22 protein-coding genes, 2 tRNA genes, 2 rRNA genes, 1 riboswitch and 1 other annotated feature are annotated in these 20,574 nt (G+C 46.3%); of the genes, 8 read left to right on the plus strand and 18 right to left on the minus strand.

Annotated elements, in window-relative coordinates:
• Nucleotide 1: 1 nt before the first annotated feature.
• The 4 genes from GX019_06455 to metG form a co-directional block, all read right to left on the minus strand.
• Nucleotides 2-77: transfer RNA gene (locus tag GX019_06455), tRNA-Glu, on the minus strand.
• Between the two features lies 1 nt (nucleotide 78).
• Nucleotides 79-154 (minus strand) — tRNA-Lys (locus GX019_06460).
• 57 nt (nucleotides 155-211) lie between these two features.
• Complete coding sequence (locus tag GX019_06465) at nucleotides 212-970, minus strand: TatD family hydrolase (protein HHT36805.1); 759 nt, start codon at nucleotides 968-970, stop codon at nucleotides 212-214.
• Nucleotides 971-983: 13 nt separating this feature from the next.
• Entirely contained in the window at nucleotides 984-2,921 is a 1,938-nt protein-coding gene (metG, locus tag GX019_06470) for a methionine--tRNA ligase (GenBank protein HHT36806.1), read from the minus strand.
• Nucleotides 2,922-2,974: 53 nt separating this feature from the next.
• Nucleotides 2,975-3,228, minus strand: a binding site (T-box leader).
• Between the two features lie 100 nt (nucleotides 3,229-3,328).
• On the opposite strand from metG, the gene GX019_06475 reads away from it, so the two are divergent.
• Together GX019_06475 and GX019_06480 are read left to right on the plus strand one after the other, a co-directional pair.
• Nucleotides 3,329-4,522, plus strand: coding sequence for an MFS transporter (locus GX019_06475; protein ID HHT36807.1), 1,194 nt, complete (start codon nucleotides 3,329-3,331; stop codon nucleotides 4,520-4,522).
• A gap of 37 nt (nucleotides 4,523-4,559) precedes the next feature.
• Nucleotides 4,560-5,372: a phosphosulfolactate synthase gene (locus GX019_06480; GenBank protein HHT36808.1), complete on the plus strand. Its 813-nt coding sequence runs from the start codon at nucleotides 4,560-4,562 to the stop codon at nucleotides 5,370-5,372.
• 23 nt (nucleotides 5,373-5,395) lie between these two features.
• On the opposite strand, the gene rsmI is transcribed toward GX019_06480, so the two are convergent.
• The 7 genes from rsmI to GX019_06515 all read right to left on the minus strand — a co-directional run bounded on the left by rsmI (nucleotide 5,396) and on the right by GX019_06515 (nucleotide 9,759).
• On the minus strand, nucleotides 5,396-6,250 hold the full coding sequence (rsmI, locus tag GX019_06485) for a 16S rRNA (cytidine(1402)-2'-O)-methyltransferase (GenBank protein HHT36809.1): 855 nt from the start codon (nucleotides 6,248-6,250) through the stop codon (nucleotides 5,396-5,398).
• A gap of 77 nt (nucleotides 6,251-6,327) precedes the next feature.
• A complete protein-coding gene (locus GX019_06490) occupies nucleotides 6,328-7,152 on the minus strand; it encodes a stage 0 sporulation family protein (GenBank protein ID HHT36810.1) in 825 nt (274 codons plus the stop codon).
• Nucleotides 7,153-8,142 carry a DNA polymerase III subunit delta' gene (gene holB / locus GX019_06495; protein HHT36811.1) on the minus strand — a complete coding sequence of 330 codons (990 nt, stop codon included), beginning with the start codon at nucleotides 8,140-8,142 and terminating at the stop codon, nucleotides 7,153-7,155.
• Nucleotides 8,143-8,147: 5 nt separating this feature from the next.
• Complete coding sequence (locus tag GX019_06500) at nucleotides 8,148-8,585, minus strand: YaaR family protein (GenBank protein ID HHT36812.1); 438 nt, start codon at nucleotides 8,583-8,585, stop codon at nucleotides 8,148-8,150.
• Between the two features lie 15 nt (nucleotides 8,586-8,600).
• On the minus strand, nucleotides 8,601-8,831 hold the full coding sequence (locus tag GX019_06505; GenBank protein HHT36813.1) for a hypothetical protein: 231 nt from the start codon (nucleotides 8,829-8,831) through the stop codon (nucleotides 8,601-8,603).
• Nucleotides 8,828-9,442 carry a dTMP kinase gene (tmk, locus tag GX019_06510; protein HHT36814.1) on the minus strand — a complete coding sequence of 205 codons (615 nt, stop codon included), beginning with the start codon at nucleotides 9,440-9,442 and terminating at the stop codon, nucleotides 8,828-8,830. The genes GX019_06505 and tmk overlap by 4 nt, the downstream gene beginning before the upstream one ends.
• 125 nt (nucleotides 9,443-9,567) lie before the next feature.
• The gene (locus tag GX019_06515; protein ID HHT36815.1) at nucleotides 9,568-9,759 is read right to left on the minus strand and encodes a sigma factor G inhibitor Gin; all 192 of its coding nucleotides are present in this window, start codon (nucleotides 9,757-9,759) and stop codon (nucleotides 9,568-9,570) included.
• A 166-nt stretch (nucleotides 9,760-9,925) separates the two neighbouring features.
• Here GX019_06515 and GX019_06520 point away from each other — a divergent pair, with 166 nt between their 5' ends.
• A complete protein-coding gene (locus GX019_06520; protein ID HHT36816.1) occupies nucleotides 9,926-10,132 on the plus strand; it encodes a hypothetical protein in 207 nt (68 codons plus the stop codon).
• Nucleotides 10,133-10,180: 48 nt separating this feature from the next.
• On the opposite strand, the gene GX019_06525 is transcribed toward GX019_06520, so the two are convergent.
• Genes GX019_06525 through GX019_06535 form a run of 3 tightly spaced genes read right to left on the minus strand, consistent with a single transcriptional unit; the run spans nucleotide 10,181 to nucleotide 13,288 of the window.
• A complete protein-coding gene (locus tag GX019_06525; protein HHT36817.1) occupies nucleotides 10,181-11,029 on the minus strand; it encodes a carbohydrate ABC transporter permease in 849 nt (282 codons plus the stop codon).
• Nucleotides 11,026-11,967: a sugar ABC transporter permease gene (locus GX019_06530; protein ID HHT36818.1), complete on the minus strand. Its 942-nt coding sequence runs from the start codon at nucleotides 11,965-11,967 to the stop codon at nucleotides 11,026-11,028. The genes GX019_06525 and GX019_06530 overlap by 4 nt, the downstream gene beginning before the upstream one ends.
• 46 nt (nucleotides 11,968-12,013) lie before the next feature.
• The gene (locus tag GX019_06535) at nucleotides 12,014-13,288 is read right to left on the minus strand and encodes a carbohydrate ABC transporter substrate-binding protein (protein HHT36819.1); all 1,275 of its coding nucleotides are present in this window, start codon (nucleotides 13,286-13,288) and stop codon (nucleotides 12,014-12,016) included.
• Nucleotides 13,289-13,621: 333 nt separating this feature from the next.
• Here GX019_06535 and GX019_06540 point away from each other — a divergent pair, with 333 nt between their 5' ends.
• From GX019_06540 to GX019_06555, 4 genes are all read left to right on the plus strand, one after another.
• Nucleotides 13,622-14,344: a cell wall-active antibiotics response protein gene (locus tag GX019_06540; GenBank protein ID HHT36820.1), complete on the plus strand. Its 723-nt coding sequence runs from the start codon at nucleotides 13,622-13,624 to the stop codon at nucleotides 14,342-14,344.
• 13 nt (nucleotides 14,345-14,357) lie between these two features.
• Nucleotides 14,358-15,395: a sensor histidine kinase gene (locus GX019_06545; protein ID HHT36821.1), complete on the plus strand. Its 1,038-nt coding sequence runs from the start codon at nucleotides 14,358-14,360 to the stop codon at nucleotides 15,393-15,395.
• Nucleotides 15,392-16,027: a response regulator transcription factor gene (locus GX019_06550; protein ID HHT36822.1), complete on the plus strand. Its 636-nt coding sequence runs from the start codon at nucleotides 15,392-15,394 to the stop codon at nucleotides 16,025-16,027. The genes GX019_06545 and GX019_06550 overlap by 4 nt, the downstream gene beginning before the upstream one ends.
• 56 nt (nucleotides 16,028-16,083) lie before the next feature.
• A riboswitch (purine riboswitch) is annotated at nucleotides 16,084-16,185 on the plus strand.
• 133 nt (nucleotides 16,186-16,318) lie between these two features.
• Nucleotides 16,319-17,674 (plus strand): NCS2 family permease, encoded by a 1,356-nt coding sequence (locus GX019_06555; protein ID HHT36823.1) that lies wholly within the window; start codon nucleotides 16,319-16,321, stop codon nucleotides 17,672-17,674.
• Nucleotides 17,675-17,801: 127 nt separating this feature from the next.
• On the opposite strand, the gene GX019_06560 is transcribed toward GX019_06555, so the two are convergent.
• The gene (locus GX019_06560; protein HHT36824.1) at nucleotides 17,802-18,329 is read right to left on the minus strand and encodes a tryptophan transporter; all 528 of its coding nucleotides are present in this window, start codon (nucleotides 18,327-18,329) and stop codon (nucleotides 17,802-17,804) included.
• 193 nt (nucleotides 18,330-18,522) lie between these two features.
• On the opposite strand from GX019_06560, the gene GX019_06565 reads away from it, so the two are divergent.
• Nucleotides 18,523-19,107 carry a thioredoxin family protein gene (locus GX019_06565; protein HHT36825.1) on the plus strand — a complete coding sequence of 195 codons (585 nt, stop codon included), beginning with the start codon at nucleotides 18,523-18,525 and terminating at the stop codon, nucleotides 19,105-19,107.
• Nucleotides 19,108-19,150: 43 nt separating this feature from the next.
• On the opposite strand, the gene GX019_06570 is transcribed toward GX019_06565, so the two are convergent.
• From GX019_06570 to GX019_06580, 3 genes are all read right to left on the minus strand, one after another.
• Nucleotides 19,151-19,879, minus strand: coding sequence for a 4Fe-4S binding protein (locus GX019_06570; GenBank protein ID HHT36826.1), 729 nt, complete (start codon nucleotides 19,877-19,879; stop codon nucleotides 19,151-19,153).
• Nucleotides 19,880-20,035: 156 nt separating this feature from the next.
• Nucleotides 20,036-20,150 (minus strand): 5S ribosomal RNA (rrf, locus tag GX019_06575).
• A gap of 77 nt (nucleotides 20,151-20,227) precedes the next feature.
• A 23S ribosomal RNA gene (locus GX019_06580) occupies nucleotides 20,228-20,574 on the minus strand; the annotation flags it as partial.

The raw sequence follows: 20,574 nt of genomic DNA on the forward strand, positions 1-20,574 counted from the left end.
ATGGCACCCCCAACCGGATTTGAACCGGTGCCTTCGCCGTGAAAGGGCGGTGTCCTAGGCCGCTAGACGATGGGGGCGTGGTGAGCCATCCGCGACTCGAACGCGGGACACCCGGATTAAAAGTCCGGTGCTCTACCGACTGAGCTAATGGCTCCAAATCAGTCACAATGACTAGTTTACAGGGTAGCAGCTAATTTGTCAAGCCTTTTTCTTACTTTAGATTAAAAAATTCCCTGGTGTTGTTGGTTGTGATTTCAATTAGCTCTTCTAAAGATATATTGTGCAGTTCCGCCAGCTTTTCTGCTACAAATTTTACCCAAGCCGGTTCGTTGGTCTTTCCCCGATGAGGAACCGGTGCCAAATAAGGACAGTCAGTTTCAATCAGCAGCCTCTCAAGGGGAATAGCTGCTGCTACTTTCCGCAGCTTATCGGCATTTTTAAAGGTAATCGGACCGGCAAACGAAATGAAGCAGCCCAGATCCAGATAAATTTTTGCTGACTCTAAGCTCTGTGAGTAGCAGTGGAGCAGATAGCGGTTGTCAGGATTTTCCTTGATAATTTCCAGTGTATCTTGAGTAGCCTCACGGGAGTGGATCACTACCGGCAGATCCAGCCGTCTGGCTAAATCCAGCTGGGCGCGGAAAACTTTCCGCTGAATATCCCGGGGTGAATTATCGTAGTAGTAGTCTAAGCCTGTTTCCCCAATCGCTACTACACCCTTTTCTTTAGCAAGAGCTTCCAGCTCAACCATAATCTCCGGCGTGGCTCCATCAGCATCGTGAGGATGAATACCCACAACAGCATACATCCAACCATACTCCTGCGCCAGCTCCACCGCCCGGCGAGAAGAGGGCAGATCATAGCCAATGTTAATGATCCCCTCTACTCCCGCGGCTTGGGCGCGAGCAATCACATCGTCTAGGATGGAGTCGTAACGCGGATCATTTAGATGCGCATGACTATCAATCAACTATTTTAACCTCCTATTTGACTCGGCTGCCTGGCACGATTTGGTCTGAAACAGATACCAGCTCCAACTTGCCGTCTGCAGAACTGGCAGCTAACAGCATACCTTCAGACAGCTCGCCCCGAAGCTTCGCCGGCTTCAAGTTGGCAACAATAACGATATTTTTGCCAATCAACTCCTCCGGCTGATAATGCTGGGCAATGCCGGCAACAATCTGCCGCTCTGATCCGCCGGTGTCAACTTTTAATTTCAGCAGCCGATCCGCATTTGGATGTCTCTCAGCGCTGACTATGCGGGCGGTTACCAGTTCTATTTTTGCGAAATCGCTGATATCAATCAAGTTATCTTCCTCCGGTTTATCTGCTGCTTTATCTTCTTTCTGCTTAGGCGCTTCTTCCTTAGCTTCCTCTTCCTGAAGTGCTTTTATATCAATTCTTGGGAAGATCGGCTCACCTTTTTTGGTTACTGTGCCCGGTTTTAGGCCTCCCCACTGGGCGGCGTCGATCAGCAAAGCGTTGAGATCCTCTTCGATTCCCAACTGCTCCCAAATCCTGGCACTTGTGGTCGGAACAAAAGATTTTAGCACTAACGCGGTAATGCGCTGCAGTTCAAAAATACAGTACATTACTGTCTGAAGTCGCTCCTGCTTTTCCGGATCCTTAGCCAGCGCCCAAGGTGCAGTTTCATCGATGTATTTGTTGCCCCTGCCGATCAGCTGCCACAGCACAGCCAAAGCATCATTGATCTTATACTTATCAATCAGCTGGATCATTTTGGCGACAGTCTCTTCTGACGCTTGAACCAGAGCTTGATCAATTTCTTCCAGCTCATTAGGAGCAGGAATAATCCCGTCAAAATACCGGTTCAGCATGGCTAAGCTGCGATTGAGCAGATTGCCTAAATCATTTGCCAAATCCGCATTAGTTCTTTCGATCAACGCGGTGCGGCTGAAGTTACCGTCCTGTCCAAAAGAAATTTCTCTTAACAGGAAATACCGAATCGGATCTACTCCGAACTCATCGATCAGAGCAACCGGATCAACAACATTGCCCTTTGATTTGGACATTTTGTCATCATCAAACAGCAGCCAGCCATGGCCAAAAACAGTTTTCGGCAGCGGCAGATCCAGTGCCATCAGAATGATCGGCCAGATGATTGTGTGGAAGCGCATGATTTCCTTACCAACTAAATGCAGTTCGGCCGGCCACCACTGTTCAAGCTGCTCCCGGTTATCGGGAAAACCTACTCCTGTCAGGTAATTTGTCAAGGCATCGAACCAAACATAAATTACATGCTTCTCATTTACCGGCACAGGTATGCCCCAGTCAAAAGTAGTCCGGGATACGCATAGATCTTCCAGGCCTTCTTTGATAAAGTTAATCATTTCGTTGCGTCTGGACTCCGGCTGAATAAATTCAGGATTCTCCTCAATATGCTTTAAAAGCCGATCCTGATATTTGCTCAGCTTAAAGAAGTAGCTTTCTTCTTCAACCAGCTCAACCGGGCGTCCGCAGTCCGGACAATTGCCGTCAACCAGCTTGTTCTCAACCCAAAATGTCTCGCAGGGAGTGCAGTACCAGCCTTCGTACTTGCTCATATAGATATCTCCCTGGTCATAAACCCGCTGAAATACTTCCTGAACTGCACGCTGGTGGCGCGGCTCGGTAGTGCGGACAAAGTCATCGTATTCAATGTTCAGCCTCTGCCATAAATCTTTAAACGTTGCCACAATGCGGTCCACATACTCCTGGGGTGTTACCCCTCTTTCTTTGGCAATGCGCTGAATTTTCTGCCCGTGCTCATCAGAGCCGGTCAGAAACCGCACTTCTTTACCTAAAAACTTATGCCATCTAGCCAAGCTGTCTGCTACCGTTGTAGTATACGCATGCCCAATATGCAGTCTATCACTGGGATAATAAATTGGTGTCGTGATATAAAACTTGTTCTTTCCCATGCTTACAGTCCCCCTGTACTAGGTATTGTTGCAATAAAAAAATCTCTTATCCCTAATGGGACGAGAGACTCGTGGTACCACCCAATTTCATCACTGCCTCGCGGAAGTGACCTCAACAGGTACTCCGAAATAAATCGCTTTCGTTCATACCTTGACGCTGTAACGGGCATCCCCCGACACAGGCTTACTAAACGTTCAGCCGGCAGCTCCAGAGCCATGTTCAGCTATCTGCTCCTGCTAGCTTTCACCAGACCTAGCTCGCTGTAAGGAACACCAATAACCTACTCATCTCTTTCACAGCTTTTCTCTTTTAACACTTAACTATTAATATAGCAGACTGGCATTGTTTGTCAAGTTTAACTTGATGTCCGGTAATCATACTAAAGAGAGTAGGAAGGAGCATACGTATGAAAAAATCCACCGCCCTGCAGTTCGCTGTTTTATGCGGAGTACCATTTGTCATGGTGCTGGGAAACTCGATGCTGATACCAGTGTTTCCCCAGATGAAAGACGCTATGAGTCTCACCCAATTTCAAGTGGGATTAATCATTACCTTTTTTTCCCTGCCGGCGGGAATGCTGATTCCCTTTGCAGGTTTTTTATCGGATCGCTTCGGACGCAAAGTTATAATTGTACCGGCTCTGTTTTTATATGGATTCGGCGGTTTGGTATCCGGATTTGCAGCACTTTTGCTGGAGAATCCATTCCCCATTTTATTGGCTGGAAGAGTGCTCCAGGGACTCGGCGCCGGAGGAACTTACCAATTAGCTATGGCTTTGACCGGAGACATCTTCCAAAGCGAAGAGCGCACCAAAGCTTTAGGGCTGCTGGAAGCTTCAAACGGGCTTGGCAAGGTGATCAGCCCAATCCTAGGAGCGCTGGTGGCTGGAATTGTCTGGTACGCCCCATTCTTTCTTTACAGTATTGTCACCTACCCGATTGCCCTTGGCGTCTGGTTTTTGGTCAAAGAACCTAAACACGAACGGACCAAGGAGAGTCTTAAAGAATACTGGCAGAAACTGTGCGATGTTTTTAAACAAAAAGGAAAAGTGCTTCTCGCCAGCTATTTCAGTGGGATGGTGGTGCTGTTCACACTCTTTGGGGTGATGAGCTGGGTTTCTGATATTCTTGAAAGCGAACACCATATCTACGGTTTAACAAAGGGTTTTGTTCTAGCCATACCTGTCACAGCCATGGCTGTGACTTCATACCTAAGCGGCATGTGGCTGACAAAGCAGCCCCAGTGGTCCAAGGCGGCCATCATTGCCGGAACCACCGGTGTTACTGCAGTCCTCCTTCTTACCGCTTTATTTACTAAGATCTATCCATTCATGCTGATGCTGCTGCTTTTGGGAGTCTGCATCGGAGCAGTCCTGCCACCGGTTAATGCGATTATCACCGGAGCGACAAAAGCTGATAAAAGAGGAATTGTTACTAGTCTCTACGGCACTGTTCGTTTTTTTGGTGTAGCCATCGGTCCACCGCTGTTCGGGCTTGCTGTTCAGCACGGTAGGTGGACGATGTTTATTGGCGCTGCGGTTATAACTGCTGCAGCCGCAGCTGCTGCATTCCTAATCACAACTCCCCAAAGACAGGAATAGGATAATAGAGCTAATTGTCTCTGAAGGGGAGAATGCCATGAATCCAAATTTTAACTTAGCTTGGGATTTGGCTGTAGATATGCCGGAGCAGAACCGCATCCAAAAACCACGCACCAGCGGCATTACCATGGTAATTGATAAAGGTTTGGGGTTAAACACCACCAAAGACCTGTTAGACATGACGGCAGATTATATCGATTTTATCAAGATTGCTTTTGGCAGCTCAGCACTGTATACCACTGAACTCTTGAGGAAAAAAATTGAGTTGGTAAAGTCTTATGGGATCCACATTTATCCAGGCGGTACGCTGTTCGAGATTGCCGCATTTCAAAATAAGATGCCCCAGTTTTTGCAGCGCGCCGCTGACCTCGGGTTTACTTATGTGGAGGTTTCTGAAGGCACGATCGATTTAACTCCGGATCAGCGGGTTCGATATATCCGCCAAGCTCGTAAAAGCGGATTCGGAGTACTGTCAGAAATAGGCAAGAAAGACAAGGCCATTCACCTAGATCCTCACGCGGCCATCCTGCAGATTAACGCTGATTTGGAAAACGGTGCGGAAAAAGTTATTATCGAAGGGCGGGATTCAGGAAAAGGCGTGGGAATTTATGATGAAGACGGAAAGATCCGCGGCGAACTCTTAGGTGTTTTGATCAGCGGCATCGGTGATATCGATAAGATTATCTTTGAAGCACCACAAACTTCCCAGCATAACTATCTGCTTACAAAAATCGGGCCGAATGTAAACTTGGGCAACGTTCAGCCCGAGGATGTGCTCAGTCTCGAATCCACCCGCGCCGGACTGAGGGGCGATACTCTGAGAAATCTGATTAAAATTTCGCAGAGATAATACCTAGGGAGAGGCAGCTCTCCCTAATCTTCAATCTTTTCAAGTTCGAGCGCCTGTTGATATACCTCGTTTTTTCTAACACCGAGGATTTTAGCGGCAGTTTTAACCGCATCCTTGGTGGATAATCCCTGGGCAAGCTGTTCCCGCAGGCACGCTTGAATCCTTTCCTCTGTTATCTCCTCTGATTCAAAAGCCTCTTCCGCTCCTTCAACTACGATCACAAATTCTCCCCGTGGTGCATTATCTTTAAAGAACGCTATCAGCTCTGACAGCATTCCCCGTTTAGTTTCTTCAAACTTTTTAGTAAGCTCGCGCGATACAGAGCAGCGCCGATCGCCAAGATGTGCCTTTAAAGCCTCGAGACAAGCGATAATGCGATGTGGTGCTTCGTAAAACACCAGTGGACATGCAAGCAGCTTCAATCTAGCCAAAACCTCAGCTATCTGCGACTGCCTCCGCGGCAGAAATCCATGGAAATAAAAAGGTCCGGTAAGAAGTCCGCTCTGAATCACTGCAGTAATGCAGGCATTGGCGCCCGGCAGCACTGTCAGCGGCAGACCAGCAGCAATAACTTTAGCTATCAAATCCGCTCCCGGATCAGATATTCCCGGGGTTCCGGCATCGCTGACCAGTGCAATCTTCTTGCCCTGCCTAAGCATTTCCAGGATCTGCTCCGCCTTTTCATGTTCATTGAATTTATGAAATGATACCAACTGCTGCGAGATCTGATAATGGCTTAACAGCTTGCGTGTCTGTCTGGTATCCTCAGCGGCGATTAGATCTACTTCCTGCAAAATCCTCAGCACACGCAGAGTAATATCTTCTAAATTACCGATAGGTGTAGCGCAAACATAAAGCATACTGCCCCTCCTGATCATGAATGAGCAAATAATAAGCGAAAACACCCGCAGATACTTTTAAGCGAGTGCTTTCTCCAAGATTGTATAATACAAAACTAGTTTTTGCCGGACTTTGTCTTGTTCCGGGCTACTTCTTCAACCTCTTCTTTATCCAAAATATAAAACTCATCATCAACTTCCACAGTAACTTGACCGGCTAAAGGGTCAACATCCGTTACCTCCGCTTCTCCGTAAGCAGTCTGGACGATCGAGCCTTTATAGGGCAGCTCCTCTTTCGCTTCCTTATAAACATCGGCTTCGTACTTAAGACAGCACATTAAGCGTCCGCAGATTCCGGAAATCTTGGTTGGGTTGAGCGATAGGTTCTGCTCCTTCGCCATGCGGATCGAGACCGGCTCAAAATCCCCTAAAAAAGTCGAGCAGCACAAAGACCTGCCGCAGGGGCCCAGCCCGCCGATTACCTTAGCTTCATCCCTGACGCCAATTTGTCTTAATTCGATTCTAATCTTAAACACACTGGCTAAATCTTTAACCAGCTCCCGAAAATCGACTCGTCCATCGGCTGTAAAATAAAAAATCAGCTTTGAATCATCGAAGGTATACTCAGAGTCAATCAGTTTCATGGGGAGGCCGTGCTTTTCAATCTTTTCCAGCCCGACATCAAAAGCTTTAGCTGCCTTCACCCTGTTTTCTTCCATATGGCGATTATCTTCTTCGGTGGCAATCCGAATCACCTGTTTCAGAGGCTGAACTACATCCTCTTCCTGCACTTCTTTTATGCCTACCACAACTTCTCCGTACTCGGTTCCCCGCGCAGTCTCCACAATAACATGCTGTCCTACTTGTATATCTAAATCACCGGGATCAAAATAGTACACTTTCCCCGCCTTCTTAAATCTCACTCCAACGACTTTAACCATCTATGCTAATACTCCTTTTCTTATTTGAAGTAACAAATTTCCCATTAAAAATCTGATGCGAACATTGCGTTCCAACTTCGCTGACATATCAATAATCTGCGCTGTAATCTCCTGCAGCGCTGACAAACTATATTTTTGGCAAATCACTGATAATTCATTCAGGTAATCCAAGTTATAGATATGATCATCCAAACCCTGCTTTAAGCACCAGAGATCACGATACCAATGCAGCATCAATGTTAGATCAACATCAACTACCTCGCGGTTTTCATCCCAGCGGTAGCTCAGTCCCAATACCTCGGGAATGCTCATCTGCGGCAGTTGAATCAGCTGCTCAATTACCCACTTGCGCCGTTTAAGCAGTGGACTATCCCATAATTCCAGCGCTCTGCCAATAGAACCGTGAGCCATTTTAGTAATTAAATTTATTGTTTCATCACTGACATTGGCTGCATCAATTCTGCTGCGAAGTGCGCCGGCAACAGCCTCATCGCTTAAGCGCCTGAAACTAATCAGCTGGCAGCGAGATTTAATTGTTGGCAGAATCTGCTGCAGATTGTCTGTGATTAATACAAAAACTGTCTGTGCCGGAGGTTCTTCCAGCAGTTTGAGAAAACTGTTAGCAGCCTGCACTGTCATCTTATGAGCATCTCTGATAATCCAAACTAGGTAGTGCTCATGCGAGTAATGCACTTGCTCCTGCAGTTCGCGAATCTGCTCTATTTTGATCGCAGTACCCACTGGTTCTAACACCCGCACGCCGGGATGGTTCCTGCGCTCGAATTTCAAACATTCGGGACAGCTGCCGCAGGCAGTTCTGTTTTCGCAGAGGATCTGCTTAGCAAAACTAACCGCAGTCGTCGTTTTTCCGATTCCCCTGTCCCCATGAAATAGGTAAGCATGAGCTGTTTGCTCTAACTCAACTGCGCGCTTTAGAGTTTGGACTGCTGTTTTTTGTTCGATTATATCTGCTAACCGCACCAGTCTCACCTACACTAGGAATTTATATCCAGCAGCAGACCGCGAATCTCATCCAACTTAGCTGCCAAATTTAAAGCATTATCCTGCTGATTCAATACCATCCGCGTTAATTCTTCCAGCTTCTCGTCCACTTTAGCTACAAGCAGGAACATTCTCCTGCGTCCGAACCGATCAACAAACCGCTGTTCAGTAACAGCATACGCGGTTTTTACTGCTTCCTGCAGGAATGCCCGCACTGCGGTTTTGTAATTCTTCAAGTTGATCAGCGTCGGTTTGTCCCGCAGCTGCTTCCCTAACTTATCTATATTCTCCAATGCTAGATCCAAATCGATCTTTTCTTCATTTTTCTCTTGGAGCGTTTCTAAAAACGGGCTGTGAACAACGTTCAGCCGCCGGCTGTCTTTTTTTCCTTTAATAAATTGTTCGCGGGTGCGCCGCTCACTAATTTTCATGGAATACCTCCAAGACTAAATCCTCTCAAAGCGTTCTACGTTCAGGACAAACACAGCTGCTCCTTTTAACAGCTCTAGAACTTTTTCTAATTTATGATCTTCAACTCCGATAAGCAGTGTAGTATTACCGGCCTTCAGAAATCCTCCGGTGCTTGCCAGCTTTGTCGCGCTGAAACCGTTATCGGTTAATCTGTTCAGCATCTGTGTTACTTCAGTATCTTGGATAATCGTAATCACAAGCTTCACAGAATACCCCTCCTTGCAATAATATCCCATATCGTGTCAAAAACCTGTTCAATTGTGTCGCTGGCATCGATCAGGAAAAACCGATCCGGCTCCTGCTCAGCAATTTTATGATAACCCATCCTCACTTTCTGATAGTATTCGAGGTTTCGCTGTTCGATCCGGTCACCACGAGTGCGTTTGAGCACAATCTGGGGGTCATGATCCAGACAAAATGTGATCTGGGGCATAAGGCCATCTACTGCCCAGCAATTGACCTGACGAATCAGAGACACATCCCGATCTAAACCATAGCCCTGATATGCCAACGTTGAGTCCATGTAGCGATCACACAAAACGATCTTGCCGGCCTCAAGCGCCGGTTTAATTACCTGCGCCACGTGCTGAGCACGGTCAGCAGCGTACAGCAGCATCTCTGCTTGAGCGCTGATTTCACCTGAAGCAGGATCCAAAAGCAGCTGGCGGATCCGCTTGCCGAGCTCAGTTCCTCCCGGCTCTCTTGTCCGAACCGGTGAATAACCTAACTCCAGACACTTACTATACAGCAAATCTAACTGGGTGGACTTACCCACCCCATCTATACCTTCAAACGTAATGAAAACTCCTTGATTCATCAAAAAACCTCTTCTAGTTAAAATTCGGCGCCAACTCTGCGGTTCCTCTTTCTTCCTGCTTGTCCCGGCGGTCAAAACACGAAAACTCCTGACCCGAACCTGATCAGGAGCGGCTGCAGATTTTACTACTCATAGTGGGGGCTTGGCATCAGTGCAACCTGATCCCAAATCGTTTTAACCCGCTCGATCCAAAGAGGATAATCAGGATCCAACGCGCCGGTCGTTATTATCTTCTGCTCACACTCACTGCAGATATGGATCTTGTTTATTTCTATTCCCCTGCTGTCATAATCCTTTCCACATAAATCACACAGCAAATCTATCACCCCACTACAGGATATTCAGCTGTGCCGCTGTGTGTGTAGGTCCACATTTTGTTATCCTTCTTGAAAAATATTATATATCCTGCTTTTGGCTGGACAGCCTGATAACTCCACAAGTTTTCCAATAAATCGAGGGTAAACTAGATTTAGGAGGGATAGCATGAAACCCAATACTACTAATATCGTTGTAACTGCGCTCGGTGCCGCAGCTTCCGGAATAGGCTACAGCCTTATGCGCAGAAGCAGGAACAGCAAGTTCGCTCCGGGGCTGCTGGGTTTTGGTTTGGCTAATGTAGCACTTGGGGTATTAGATATGAATCGGGGACAATCAGATGGAGAAATCGATATAACGCTTGACATTGAGTGAGTGTTCAGAGCTTCTCAGGTACAGAGAAGCTCTGATCTCTTATGAAGCTTATCCTTTCAAACCAGTAGTCGAAATACCTTCCACCAGATATTTCTGGAACATCACAAAAATGATAAAAACCGGAACCAATGATGCTACCGACATCGCAAACATTGCCCCCCAGTTAGTTACTGCAGCGGGGTCAGAAAACAGCCGCAATGCCAGTGAAACCGGATATAATTCAGCAGACTGCAGGTAAATCAGTGGTCCCATAAAGTCTTCCCATTTCCAGTAGAAAGCAAAGATTGTGGCTGTAACCAGAGCCGGAACAATATTTGGCAGGATTATCCGGAAGAAAATTCCAAACCGGCCGCAGCCATCGATTTTAGCTGATTCATCCAGCTCATACGGAATACCGCGGATGAACTGGATAATCAAAAAGATGAAAAACGGAACTCCAAAAAAAGAGGGAATAATCAGTGGTTTCCAAGTATTAACCCAACCGAAATAATTGAACAGCAGATACTGGGGAATCATCAGGATCTGAGCCGGAATCAGCATTGTCAGTATTACACAGGCGAACAAAAACTTTTTGCCAAAAAAGTTGATCCGCGCAAATCCATAGGCCACCAAAGCAGAGCTGGCTACCTGCCCAATAGTAGAGGCAATCGTGATGATGAATGAATTGCGGAAAAAGGTGGCAAAAGTGGTGCGTCCGAATCCCTTCCAACCCTGCAGGTAATTCTCCCATCGAAACTCACTGGGGATGAGAGAATGGGCTTGCGCAAATATTTCTGACTGCGGCTTTAAAGAGCTGGCGATCAACCACAGGACCGGATAAAACACCAGTGCCGCTAAGGCTATTGTAAACAAATGATAGCATACAGTCCTAATGCGCTGTTTAGTTTTGCGGCTCATCTCTCATCCCCCCTGGTCTCATAAAAGACCCAATATGATGATGTCTTAAAGATAATTGCAGTAAGCACACCGACAATAAGCAGCATAACCCAGGCCAGTGCGCAGGCGTAACCCATGCTGTAGTCGGTAAATGCCTTCCGATACACATAAAGCACATAGAGCAGCGTGCGGTTATGCGGCCCGCCGTTAGTAACAATCAACGCCTGCGTGAACATCATAAATCCATTGATAATCTGAACCAGAAAATTAAAGAAAATAATCGGAGAAATCATTGGTAGAGTGATTCGGATAAACCGCTGCCAGGACGAGGCTCCATCAATCATCGCCGCCTCATACAGAGAATATGGCACCTGCTTTAGTCCAGCTAAAAAAATGAGCATTGGTGAACCAAACTGCCAAACTGCCAAAGCTACCAGTGTCCACAAGGCAGTGTTGGGCCCGGTAAGCCACCCCACATTTTGATCGATTACACCAACCGATGTCAGGATTGAGTTTAACGCGCCATTAACACCGAACAGCTGACGCCACATAACTGCAACTGCCACACTGCCGCCGAAAACGGAAGGCACATAGTAAATAGTGCGGTAAATCCCGACACCCTTGCGGTTTTGCGATAAAAGAACAGCTAGGAACAGAGCAAAAAGCAGCCGCAGCGGCACTGAGGTAAAAGCATATTTAAAAGTTACCTTCAGCGACTCGGGAAACAGATAATCATATTGGAACATCGTTTCATAATTCATCAACCCGATCCACCGGGGTGAGGATAAAATGTCGTATTTAGTAAACGAAAGATATAGAGATAATAAGATCGGAAAAATGGTTATTACTAGAAATCCGAGCAACCAGGGTGCAATAAACACATAACCTGCAAAATGATCGGAGCGCACTATCCTTGTGAACAGCCCAGGTTTTTTCAATTGGCTCGCCTCCCTTATCATTTCAGGAACTCCCACAAAGGAAAATTTCCTTTGTGGGAGCTGCTGCTTATCTAGTCCGCAGAATGCGTGTTGCTTCTTGTCTGAATCGCTTAGCTGCTTCAGCTGGTGTAATTTCTTCGTGCAGCACCATGCTCTGCAGGTCATCGAGAGTGCGGTTAACTTCCGGATGTCCTGCCGGTTCCGGAGGATCAATCGCACTGCTGTGCTGACTTGCTAAGTCTAAGTACTCAAACATCTGAACCTGCACTTCAGTCAGATATGGCTGCAGGGCTTCTCTCACAGCAGATGAAATCGGAACTCCCCGCTCAGCCATTAAAATCTTATTCGCTTCAACATCATTGGTGAAGAAGTCGATAAACAGAACTGCTGCATCTTTATGCGGCGATGATTCAGCAACCGAGAAGAACATACTCGGCTTAATATAGAGACCTTCTTTTACTTGGTCTTTAGCCTTCGGCAGAGTGATCAATCCTAGCGGACGATCCGCTGCCAAGCTCATCGCAACAATTTGGTTGCTCCATGCCCATGCTGTAGCAGCCTGTCTGGTCACCAGCAGATCCTCTTCTACCGATGAGATTTCATCGCGCAGAGCCGGCGAAGCAAAGACACCTTCTTTGTACAGCTGCAGCTCAAGTGCTAAGAAATCTTCGAGAAGCTTATCATCATCCCAGCCTAAACCGGAGCCATCCGGCGCATAAAACGGATAGCCATGCTGTCTCAGCACATGATGGAAGGCATGGAAGAAGTTGCCGGGGAACTGAGTTGCCCAGTGGATGCCCAGCTTGTCAACAACTGTGCGGCCGAGCTCGAGATAATCATCCCATGTCCACTCCGGTCCCGGAGGTTCGATACCTGCCTGCGCAAACAGTTCGGGATCATAAATTCCTACCATCGCATTACTGCCGAGGTTGATAGCCAGCAGTTTGCCGTTGAGCATACCGCCAGCAAGCTCGGAATCAGAAATGTGGGTAGTATCAATCGCGCCGCTTTCAACATATGGACCTAAATCCAGCAGCATGCCGCGGCTGCCGTATAAATCTAGATACTGCATATCCTGCTGGAACACATCAGGAAGGTTTCTTCCCGCAGCTTGTGCTGCAATTCTTTCCCAGTAGTTTTCCCAGCCTGCAAACTCAGGTTCGATTGTAATGTGAGGATACTTGGATTCGAACAATTCAATTACCGCCAATGTCCGATCATGTCTTCCCTGTGATCCCCACCATGAAACTCTAAGAACGATCTCTTCCTCAGCTGCCGAACCGACAGCTAAAACTCCCACCAATAAACTAGCCAGCAGTATTACCGCTAAAGTCCGTTTCATTTTTTCTAACCTCCTTCGAGTAATCAACTTTACTTGATTGAAGCAAAGGTTTTAGACGGACTGCACCTCCTTCCTGCCGATAGTTCACTGCATCTGCTGGAGCGTATCTGTAAATTATTGCTACTTAATCTATATCTACTATTCGACTTTTATTGAATATTCCCTACCTAAATTTTGCTTTTATTACATTTTATTAATCATACGCTCCAACTTTAGACCGAGATAACTCCCTGCCGCGGTCCGTTCCCAGATTAACTAGAAAGCGTTATAATTAAACTGGAAGGAAAGAACTGCAATCATAATGAATTTGGTCCTTAAAGGAGCTGGGATTTTATGAATCACTCATTCAATGTAGGCTTACCGCTTCTAATTATCCTGATCGGAGTTGGCTATTTGCTGGCAAACTTAGGTATGATCCCAATTACACCCCTGCAGGCTTTAATCCGCTATTGGCCGGTTTTCTTGATCCTGTGGGGTGTGCGCATCGTTTGGGATGCACTCTTTTCCCGCTTTCGCGGTCAAAAATCATCCTCATTGATTTTAGGAATTGTGCTGATCCTCGGTGGTTTGAATCTGGTTCTGCGGCGCTCGGGCTATCCCGGTTTTTCTCTTAACTGGGGCATCGTCTGGCCAATCTTGGTGATTGTCCTTGGCCTGGAGCTCATGCTCAAATCTAAAAGAGGCTCGGGCAGTAGTTCACCCATTATCGGCGACTTTTCCCGCAGTGGAGAAGCCTGGTATGTCGAAGATCTGTACCTTAACCATTTCATTGGAGATGTAAAGCTGGATCTGACCAAGGCGGTGGTTCCTAACAAAGAGATTTTCTTCGATATAAACGGTTCTATCGGCGATATCACAATTTATATTCCTCACGATCTGCCTCTAAATGTAAAAAGCAATATAGGCATTGGCGAAATCCGCGTTTTAGACCACGGAGCTGAAGGGATCGCAAGAAGTCTCGAATTAAAAACTCCAGACTATGATGAAGCAGAGCGGAAGTTAAATTTAAGAGTTTTCTTGAAAATCGGTGAAATCACCGTGCGGCGGATCGGTTAAAGGAGCGAGTGAAATGCAGAACTTTCGCTGGAAATGGATCGGATATTACGCTTTCGGCAGCGCTGTAATTGTTTCATTCTGCTTGGTCATGGTAGGTGTCACTTTAAATTTCCACAACATTAATCTGGAACCTGGCGCTATGGTCACGCTGGTTCTAGCTGCAGTCACGACCGCAGTTGTTGCGGGTGCTATTTTTGGCTTTCAATTTTCCCGCAGTCTCCACAATAAGATCAATGAGATTACTTTAGGAGTCAAAACTCTTGCTTATGGCGATCTAAGCTTCCGACTCCCTTTCATTGACGATCGCGATTTAGGAGAAATAGCAACAGCTTTTAACGAAATGGCCGACCGCATTGATGCTCAAGTAGGTTCTCTCCAGACATTGGCTCAAGAAAACGAAGCGCTGATTCAGCAGGCTCGTTCACTGGCTGTTACCGAAGAACGCCAGCGATTGGCTCAAGAGCTGCACGATGCAGTCAGCCAGCAGCTGTTTGCAATTTCTCTAACCAGCGCTTCCGCAGCCAAGATCTTCGAGCAGAATCCGCAGCGGGCCGCCGAACTGCTCCGACATATTGAAAAATCCGCTGTAAAAGCCCAAGCTGAAATGAGAGCTCTCCTTCTCCAGCTTAGGCCGCAAACCCTCGAAGAGCTAAATCTGGCCGATGCGGCCCGCTCCTTAGCAGATGAACTGACCGCAAAAATGCCTATAAAATGCCATCTAGAACTTGCTGACATCGATTTACCGCCGCACATTGAGAATCACTTATACCGGATTCTCCAGGAAGGACTGGCTAATGTGCTTAGACATTCTCAGGCGTCTCAGGTGCAAATTAAACTCGAAAGTCTTGACAGTGGGCGCCGAGTTCGCTTAACCATCGAAGATGATGGAGTAGGTTTCAGTGAAGCAGATATTCATCACACTTCTTATGGTATTCGCACCATCAAAGAAAGAGCTCACCAGCTGGGCGGAACAGCAGAGTGGATTACAATTCCCGGCAGAGGAACCAGACTGGAAATCAGAATTCCAATCAGAAAGCAGGTGGAAAGTTGAGAAAAGATACCATTAAAGTTCTGGTGGTTGATGATCATGAAATGGTGCGGCTGGGATTAATCTCCTACTTGGAAACAGAAGCAGATATTACTATTATTGGCGAAGCAGAAAACGGGGAAGCTGCGATCAAATTCTGCGAAACCCAGGTTCCCGATGTTATATTAATGGATTTAATTATGGAACCGGTAAACGGAGTGGAAGCAGCCAAACAGATTTTAAGTAAAAATCCCCAGATAAAAATAATCGTGCTGACAAGCTTCATTGATGAGTCCCTCATTATTCCAGCTTTAGAAGCGGGGGCGATCAGCTATCTTCTGAAAACTGCAAAAGCAGATGAAATCGTCAATGCGATCCGCTGCGCGGTTAATAATCAAGCGATTATCGAGCCAGCAGCAGCTGTAAAAGTGCTGCAATCAATGCGAAGAGAGCCTAAACCCCATGAGTCATTGACCAACCGCGAGCTGGAAGTACTGAAGCTGATCGGAAATGGCAAGACTAATCAGGAAATCGCTGATACTCTTTTTATTGGAATAAAAACTGTTAAAACTCATGTATCTAATATTTTGTCGAAAATAGGATGCGAAGATCGAACTCAAGCCGCTATTTACGCTAATCGCAACGGGCTTGTGTAAAAAACTCTTTACTTCTATCATGTTTTGTGGTAACGTGGGTATGTAATTTAATATTAAAAATATAAATGGCACACGCTCATATAAACTAGCAAATTTGGTGCTAGAGTCTCTACGTGGCAACCTATATTGCCTACGCTATGAGTGTTCATTGTGCGTTAACTTTTTGTTTCCTCAAATTGGAAAAATAAAGTTAAGGCAGCTGAACGAACACTCATCAGCTGCCTTTTTTATTTCGGCTTTAGGGGTCTCTAAACCCTGAATATAAGCAATATTAAAAATGGAGGAATCAAAATGGAGAACTTTTTCAAGCTGAAAGAGAATGGTACAAATGTGCGTACTGAAGTTCTCGCCGGATTTACCACATTCTTTGCCATGGCCTACATTATCATGGTAAATCCAGACATCTTGTCTCAAACTGGAATGCCGTGGGGTGCAGTATTTCTATCAACAATCATAGCTTCAATTATCGGCACTCTGGTTATGGGTCTGTTCGCCAATGTACCATACGCTCAAGCTCCAGGTATGGGCTTAAACGCATTCTTTACTTTTACTGTAGTTTTTGCACTCGGTTTCAAATGGCAGGAAGCACTTGCAATGGTATTCCTCTGCGGTGTAATTAACATTCTCATTACTGTTACCCGCATCCGCAAACTGATCATTAAGGCGATTCCAGAAAGCCTACAAAATGCCATCGGCGGTGGAATCGGTATCTTCATTGCATACCTTGGATTTGTTAACATTGGACTTTTCAACTTTGGCGCCGGCGTTCCGGAACTTGTCTCGCTTAACTCAGCAAGTATTTTACTTGCGCTCTTCGGAATTGCATTAACAGTTGTCCTGCTGATCAGAAAAGTTCCTGGGGCAATCTTTATCGGTATTATTGTTACCACACTTCTGGGAATTCCGTTTGGCGTAACTGAACTTGGCGACACCATCAGCTTTTCCGAAGCCTTATCCCAGCTCCCAGAAACATTTGGCGCTGCTTTCGGCAACCCAGGATTGCTGTCACTGTTCAGCGATGCCAGCAAAATTCCTATGGTTCTGATGACTATCTTCGCTTTCAGCTTAGCAGACACATTTGACACAATCGGTACTTTCATCGGTACTGGACGCAAGTCCGGAATCTTCTCCGAAGAAGACCAACAGGCTTTAGAGACCAGCACCGGATTTAAGTCAAAAATGGATAAAGCGCTGTTTGCTGACGCTACAGCAACTTCCATCGGAGCAATCTTCGGTACATCCAATACCACCACTTATGTTGAGAGTGCAGCCGGAATCGGAGCAGGTGGACGCACCGGTTTGACCAGTGTAGTAGTTGCAGCCCTCTTCTTACTCAGCGCATTCTTTGCACCGGTAATCAGCGCAATTCCGTCAGCTGCTACCACTCCAGCTCTAGTTATTGTCGGTATCATGATGCTTTCCGCATTCAGCGAAATCAACTGGACCAACTTTGAAGATGCTGTTCCTGCATTCTTTGCCGGAATCTTCATGGCACTCTGCTACAGCATTTCTTACGGTATTGCTGCAGGATTTATCTTCTACTGCATCGTTAAAGTATTTAAGAACGAAGCAAAGGAGATTCACCCCGTTCTCTGGGTATCAACAATACTGTTTATCCTAAACTTCATCGTTTTAGCTAAACTATAAAAATAAATATTACCCGACCTAACTCAGGCCTTGTCTCAAAACAGACAGGGCCTTTTTCATTAAAAAAAGCATTGGCAGATCCGAGTGGATTTACCAATGCTTAAAATATTTGTATTAAAGCTGTGTGTTACTTCTCAGTAGGTGCAGTTGTAATACGGGAACCCGCCTTATTGATAGCGTATAACTTAACTGCTATCGGATACAGCAGAAACAGTCCGACCGTATTAATAGCCGCTGCTGGAAGCACCACCATACCCATTAATGAAGTAAATGATGCGGGCAGCTCCGCTATTACTGCTGCGGAAGTCAAAAATGTAATGCCGCTCACTAAAGTACCGACAACTCCTACCACAGGTACTAGTACTTTTTTCGGTACAATCCGCAGCATTGCAAGCACCGCAGCTGTAGTTACCAGCTTATCAATCACATTCGGTATCTCACCCATCGGAAAGGTGGTCGTCAGCGCAGTAATAATTCCCGTTGCAATTCCCGCGATAAACCCGACACGTTTATCTGCTGTCAGCATCAAGATCACAAACAGCATAATCAAGGAAAAGTCAGGTTTCATTCCCGCAAAGATCCCGGGGAAAACAGCATGCAGAATCAAACCAATTCCCAACAACAGAGCAGCCAACACTAAATCGTACAAACTCATCTTAGCTCTTCTCAACTCAACTCAGCTCTCCTTCTTATTAAATTTTTCTAATTATACCACGCATGAACAGAATACGCAACAAGAAAAAACAACAATAATATATCAATTTTATCCTACCTGTCCTTGCATTTACCACAAAATTTGAGATAATAATGGCAAAGGTGATGCCCAATATTCAAAAGGGGGTTTTATAATGGCGTTTACTCTGGAGTTAGGACACAAGGCACCAGATTTCAGTTTGCCTGCTACTGACGGGAAAACCTATTCTTTAAGCGACTTTGATCATGCAAAATATCTCGTGATTTTCTTTACCTGCAATCACTGTCCATATGTAGTTGGATCCGATGAAGTTACCAGGCGGACTGCCGAAAAATTCCGGAATCATGGTGTAGTCTTTGTGGGAATAAATTCAAACAGCGAAAAAACCTACGCAGAGGACTCTTTTGAACACATGGTTAAGCGGATGGAAGAGCAGAAATTCCCCTGGGTCTATCTCCGCGACCAGAGCCAAGAGGTAGCTCTGGCCTACGGAGCACTACGCACACCTCATTTTTATGTCTTTGACGAAGAGCGGAAGCTCGTGTACACAGGCCGCGGGGTTGATAATCCCAAGGATGCCAGCAGAATCACAGTGAACGACTTAGATAATGCCCTGAGTCAGCTGGTTGCTGGAGAAGAAATAACAACACCTATTACCAACCCAATCGGATGCAATGTCAAATGGCATGATAAACCTCCTCACTGGATGCCGCCGGAAGCCTGCGACCTTGTATTCTAGCTGACTAGTTTGAGCTGGGCACCTCTGCCTAGCTCATTTTTTATTAAGATGCTTTCTCAATTGTGAGAAGCTTAAACGGACAAGCGGCAACGCATTTACCGCAGCGAATGCAGTCAAGGCTGTCAAATTGGTTTTTGTCCGAAAAATTGAGATGAGGCGACAGTTCCATCGGACATACCACAGCACACTTTCTGCAGGAGCGGCACTTATCCGAATCGGAAATAGTAACTTTCCGGTCAGTTAACCGGGCAGCACCGGATAGCTGCCCGAGTTTGTATGACAGTTTCTGCATTGTACCCATGGGACAAAAGCTGCACCATGTTCTAGGGCGAATTAATACCGCAGCAATCCCACCTACAATCAATACCATTAGATAGGGGACCACAAATACAAATCCCAGGCGGTCCCAAAATCCACTCTCACCCCACAGCGCTGCCACCGCAATCAAACGCCGAACAATACTATAACCAAAGAATGCTAGAAAACCCCACACCACAACTGGGGATTTGATAAGCTTCGGTATTTGACGCTTCCTGCTAACTGTTCCCAGCACATACTCAAAGAGACTGCCATGCGAGCAGAAATTGCCACACCAAAATCTTCCTCGGAAAAATGAGACCGACAGCAGTGTAAGCATAATGGGAATTACTAAAAGACCCAAACGGGGCCACCACAGCCCACCCACCGCAATTACCAGAGTAAGCGGCCATGTGTACTTCTGCAGCATAAACGTTCTGCGGTTAGAATAAGATGAAGCAGCATTGGAGACCATTCACAGTCCACTCCTTTTCCATTTCAAACAATATATACCCCCTACTGGTATCAGGTATTATAATAGCATGAAATTATCTCCTGTGCAAGTGCAAAACACTGCAAATTAGGCATAAAAAAAGAGTTCCACCATTTGGTGAAACTCCGCAAATTTAGTTCTTGGCAGTGAGCTACTCTCTCACCACGAGATGTGGCAATACCATCGCCGCTGGAGGGCTTAACTACTGTGTTCGGGATGGGAACAGGTGATCCCCTCCGCTATTACCACCAAGAAGATTTCGTGTCTTCCTCTCCATAAATTGATGGAGGACACTCTCAAAGCTGCACAACAGATGCTATTCTAATCTTTATAGGTCAAGTCCTCGACCTATTAGTACCAGTCAGCTAAAAGCATTGCTGCTCTTACACACCTGGCCTATCTACCTCATCATCTATGAGGGGTCTTACCAGTTTAATACTGTGGGAGATCTCTTCTTGAGGTCGGCTTCGCACTTAGATGCTTTCAGCGCTTATCCGTTCCGCACTTGGTTATCCAGCCGTGCACCTGGCGGTACAACTGGTACTCCAGTGGTGCGTCCATCCCGGTCCTCTCGTACTAGGGACAGATCCTCTCAAATCTCCTGCGCCCGCGACAGATAGGGACCGAACTGTCTCACGACGTTCTGAACCCAGCTCGCGTACCGCTTTAATGGGCGA

The sequence above is a fragment of the Bacillota bacterium genome (assembly GCA_012837335.1).
Taxonomy (GTDB): domain Bacteria; phylum Bacillota; class Limnochordia; order Darwinibacteriales; family DTU012; genus DTU012.

Bases quoted from the DNA above. Each gene is read 5' to 3' on its own strand.
- GX019_06570 (HHT36826.1), bottom strand. From the start codon at position 19,879: ATGGTCTCCAATGCTGCTTCATCTTATTCTAACCGCAGAACGTTTATG.
- GX019_06545 (HHT36821.1), top strand. From the start codon at position 14,358: ATGCAGAACTTTCGCTGGAAATGGATCGGATATTACGCTTTCGGCAGC.
- GX019_06535 (HHT36819.1), bottom strand. From the start codon at position 13,288: ATGAAACGGACTTTAGCGGTAATACTGCTGGCTAGTTTATTGGTGGGA.
- GX019_06490 (HHT36810.1), bottom strand. From the start codon at position 7,152: ATGGTTAAAGTCGTTGGAGTGAGATTTAAGAAGGCGGGGAAAGTGTAC.
- GX019_06525 (HHT36817.1), bottom strand. From the start codon at position 11,029: ATGAGCCGCAAAACTAAACAGCGCATTAGGACTGTATGCTATCATTTG.
- GX019_06500 (HHT36812.1), bottom strand. From the start codon at position 8,585: ATGAAAATTAGTGAGCGGCGCACCCGCGAACAATTTATTAAAGGAAAA.
- GX019_06560 (HHT36824.1), bottom strand. From the start codon at position 18,329: ATGAGTTTGTACGATTTAGTGTTGGCTGCTCTGTTGTTGGGAATTGGT.
- rsmI (HHT36809.1), bottom strand. From the start codon at position 6,250: ATGATCAGGAGGGGCAGTATGCTTTATGTTTGCGCTACACCTATCGGT.
- GX019_06480 (HHT36808.1), top strand. From the start codon at position 4,560: ATGAATCCAAATTTTAACTTAGCTTGGGATTTGGCTGTAGATATGCCG.
- tmk (HHT36814.1), bottom strand. From the start codon at position 9,442: ATGAATCAAGGAGTTTTCATTACGTTTGAAGGTATAGATGGGGTGGGT.
- GX019_06540 (HHT36820.1), top strand. From the start codon at position 13,622: ATGAATCACTCATTCAATGTAGGCTTACCGCTTCTAATTATCCTGATC.
- metG (HHT36806.1), bottom strand. From the start codon at position 2,921: ATGGGAAAGAACAAGTTTTATATCACGACACCAATTTATTATCCCAGT.
- GX019_06555 (HHT36823.1), top strand. From the start codon at position 16,319: ATGGAGAACTTTTTCAAGCTGAAAGAGAATGGTACAAATGTGCGTACT.
- GX019_06530 (HHT36818.1), bottom strand. From the start codon at position 11,967: ATGATAAGGGAGGCGAGCCAATTGAAAAAACCTGGGCTGTTCACAAGG.
- GX019_06475 (HHT36807.1), top strand. From the start codon at position 3,329: ATGAAAAAATCCACCGCCCTGCAGTTCGCTGTTTTATGCGGAGTACCA.
- GX019_06565 (HHT36825.1), top strand. From the start codon at position 18,523: ATGGCGTTTACTCTGGAGTTAGGACACAAGGCACCAGATTTCAGTTTG.
- GX019_06520 (HHT36816.1), top strand. From the start codon at position 9,926: ATGAAACCCAATACTACTAATATCGTTGTAACTGCGCTCGGTGCCGCA.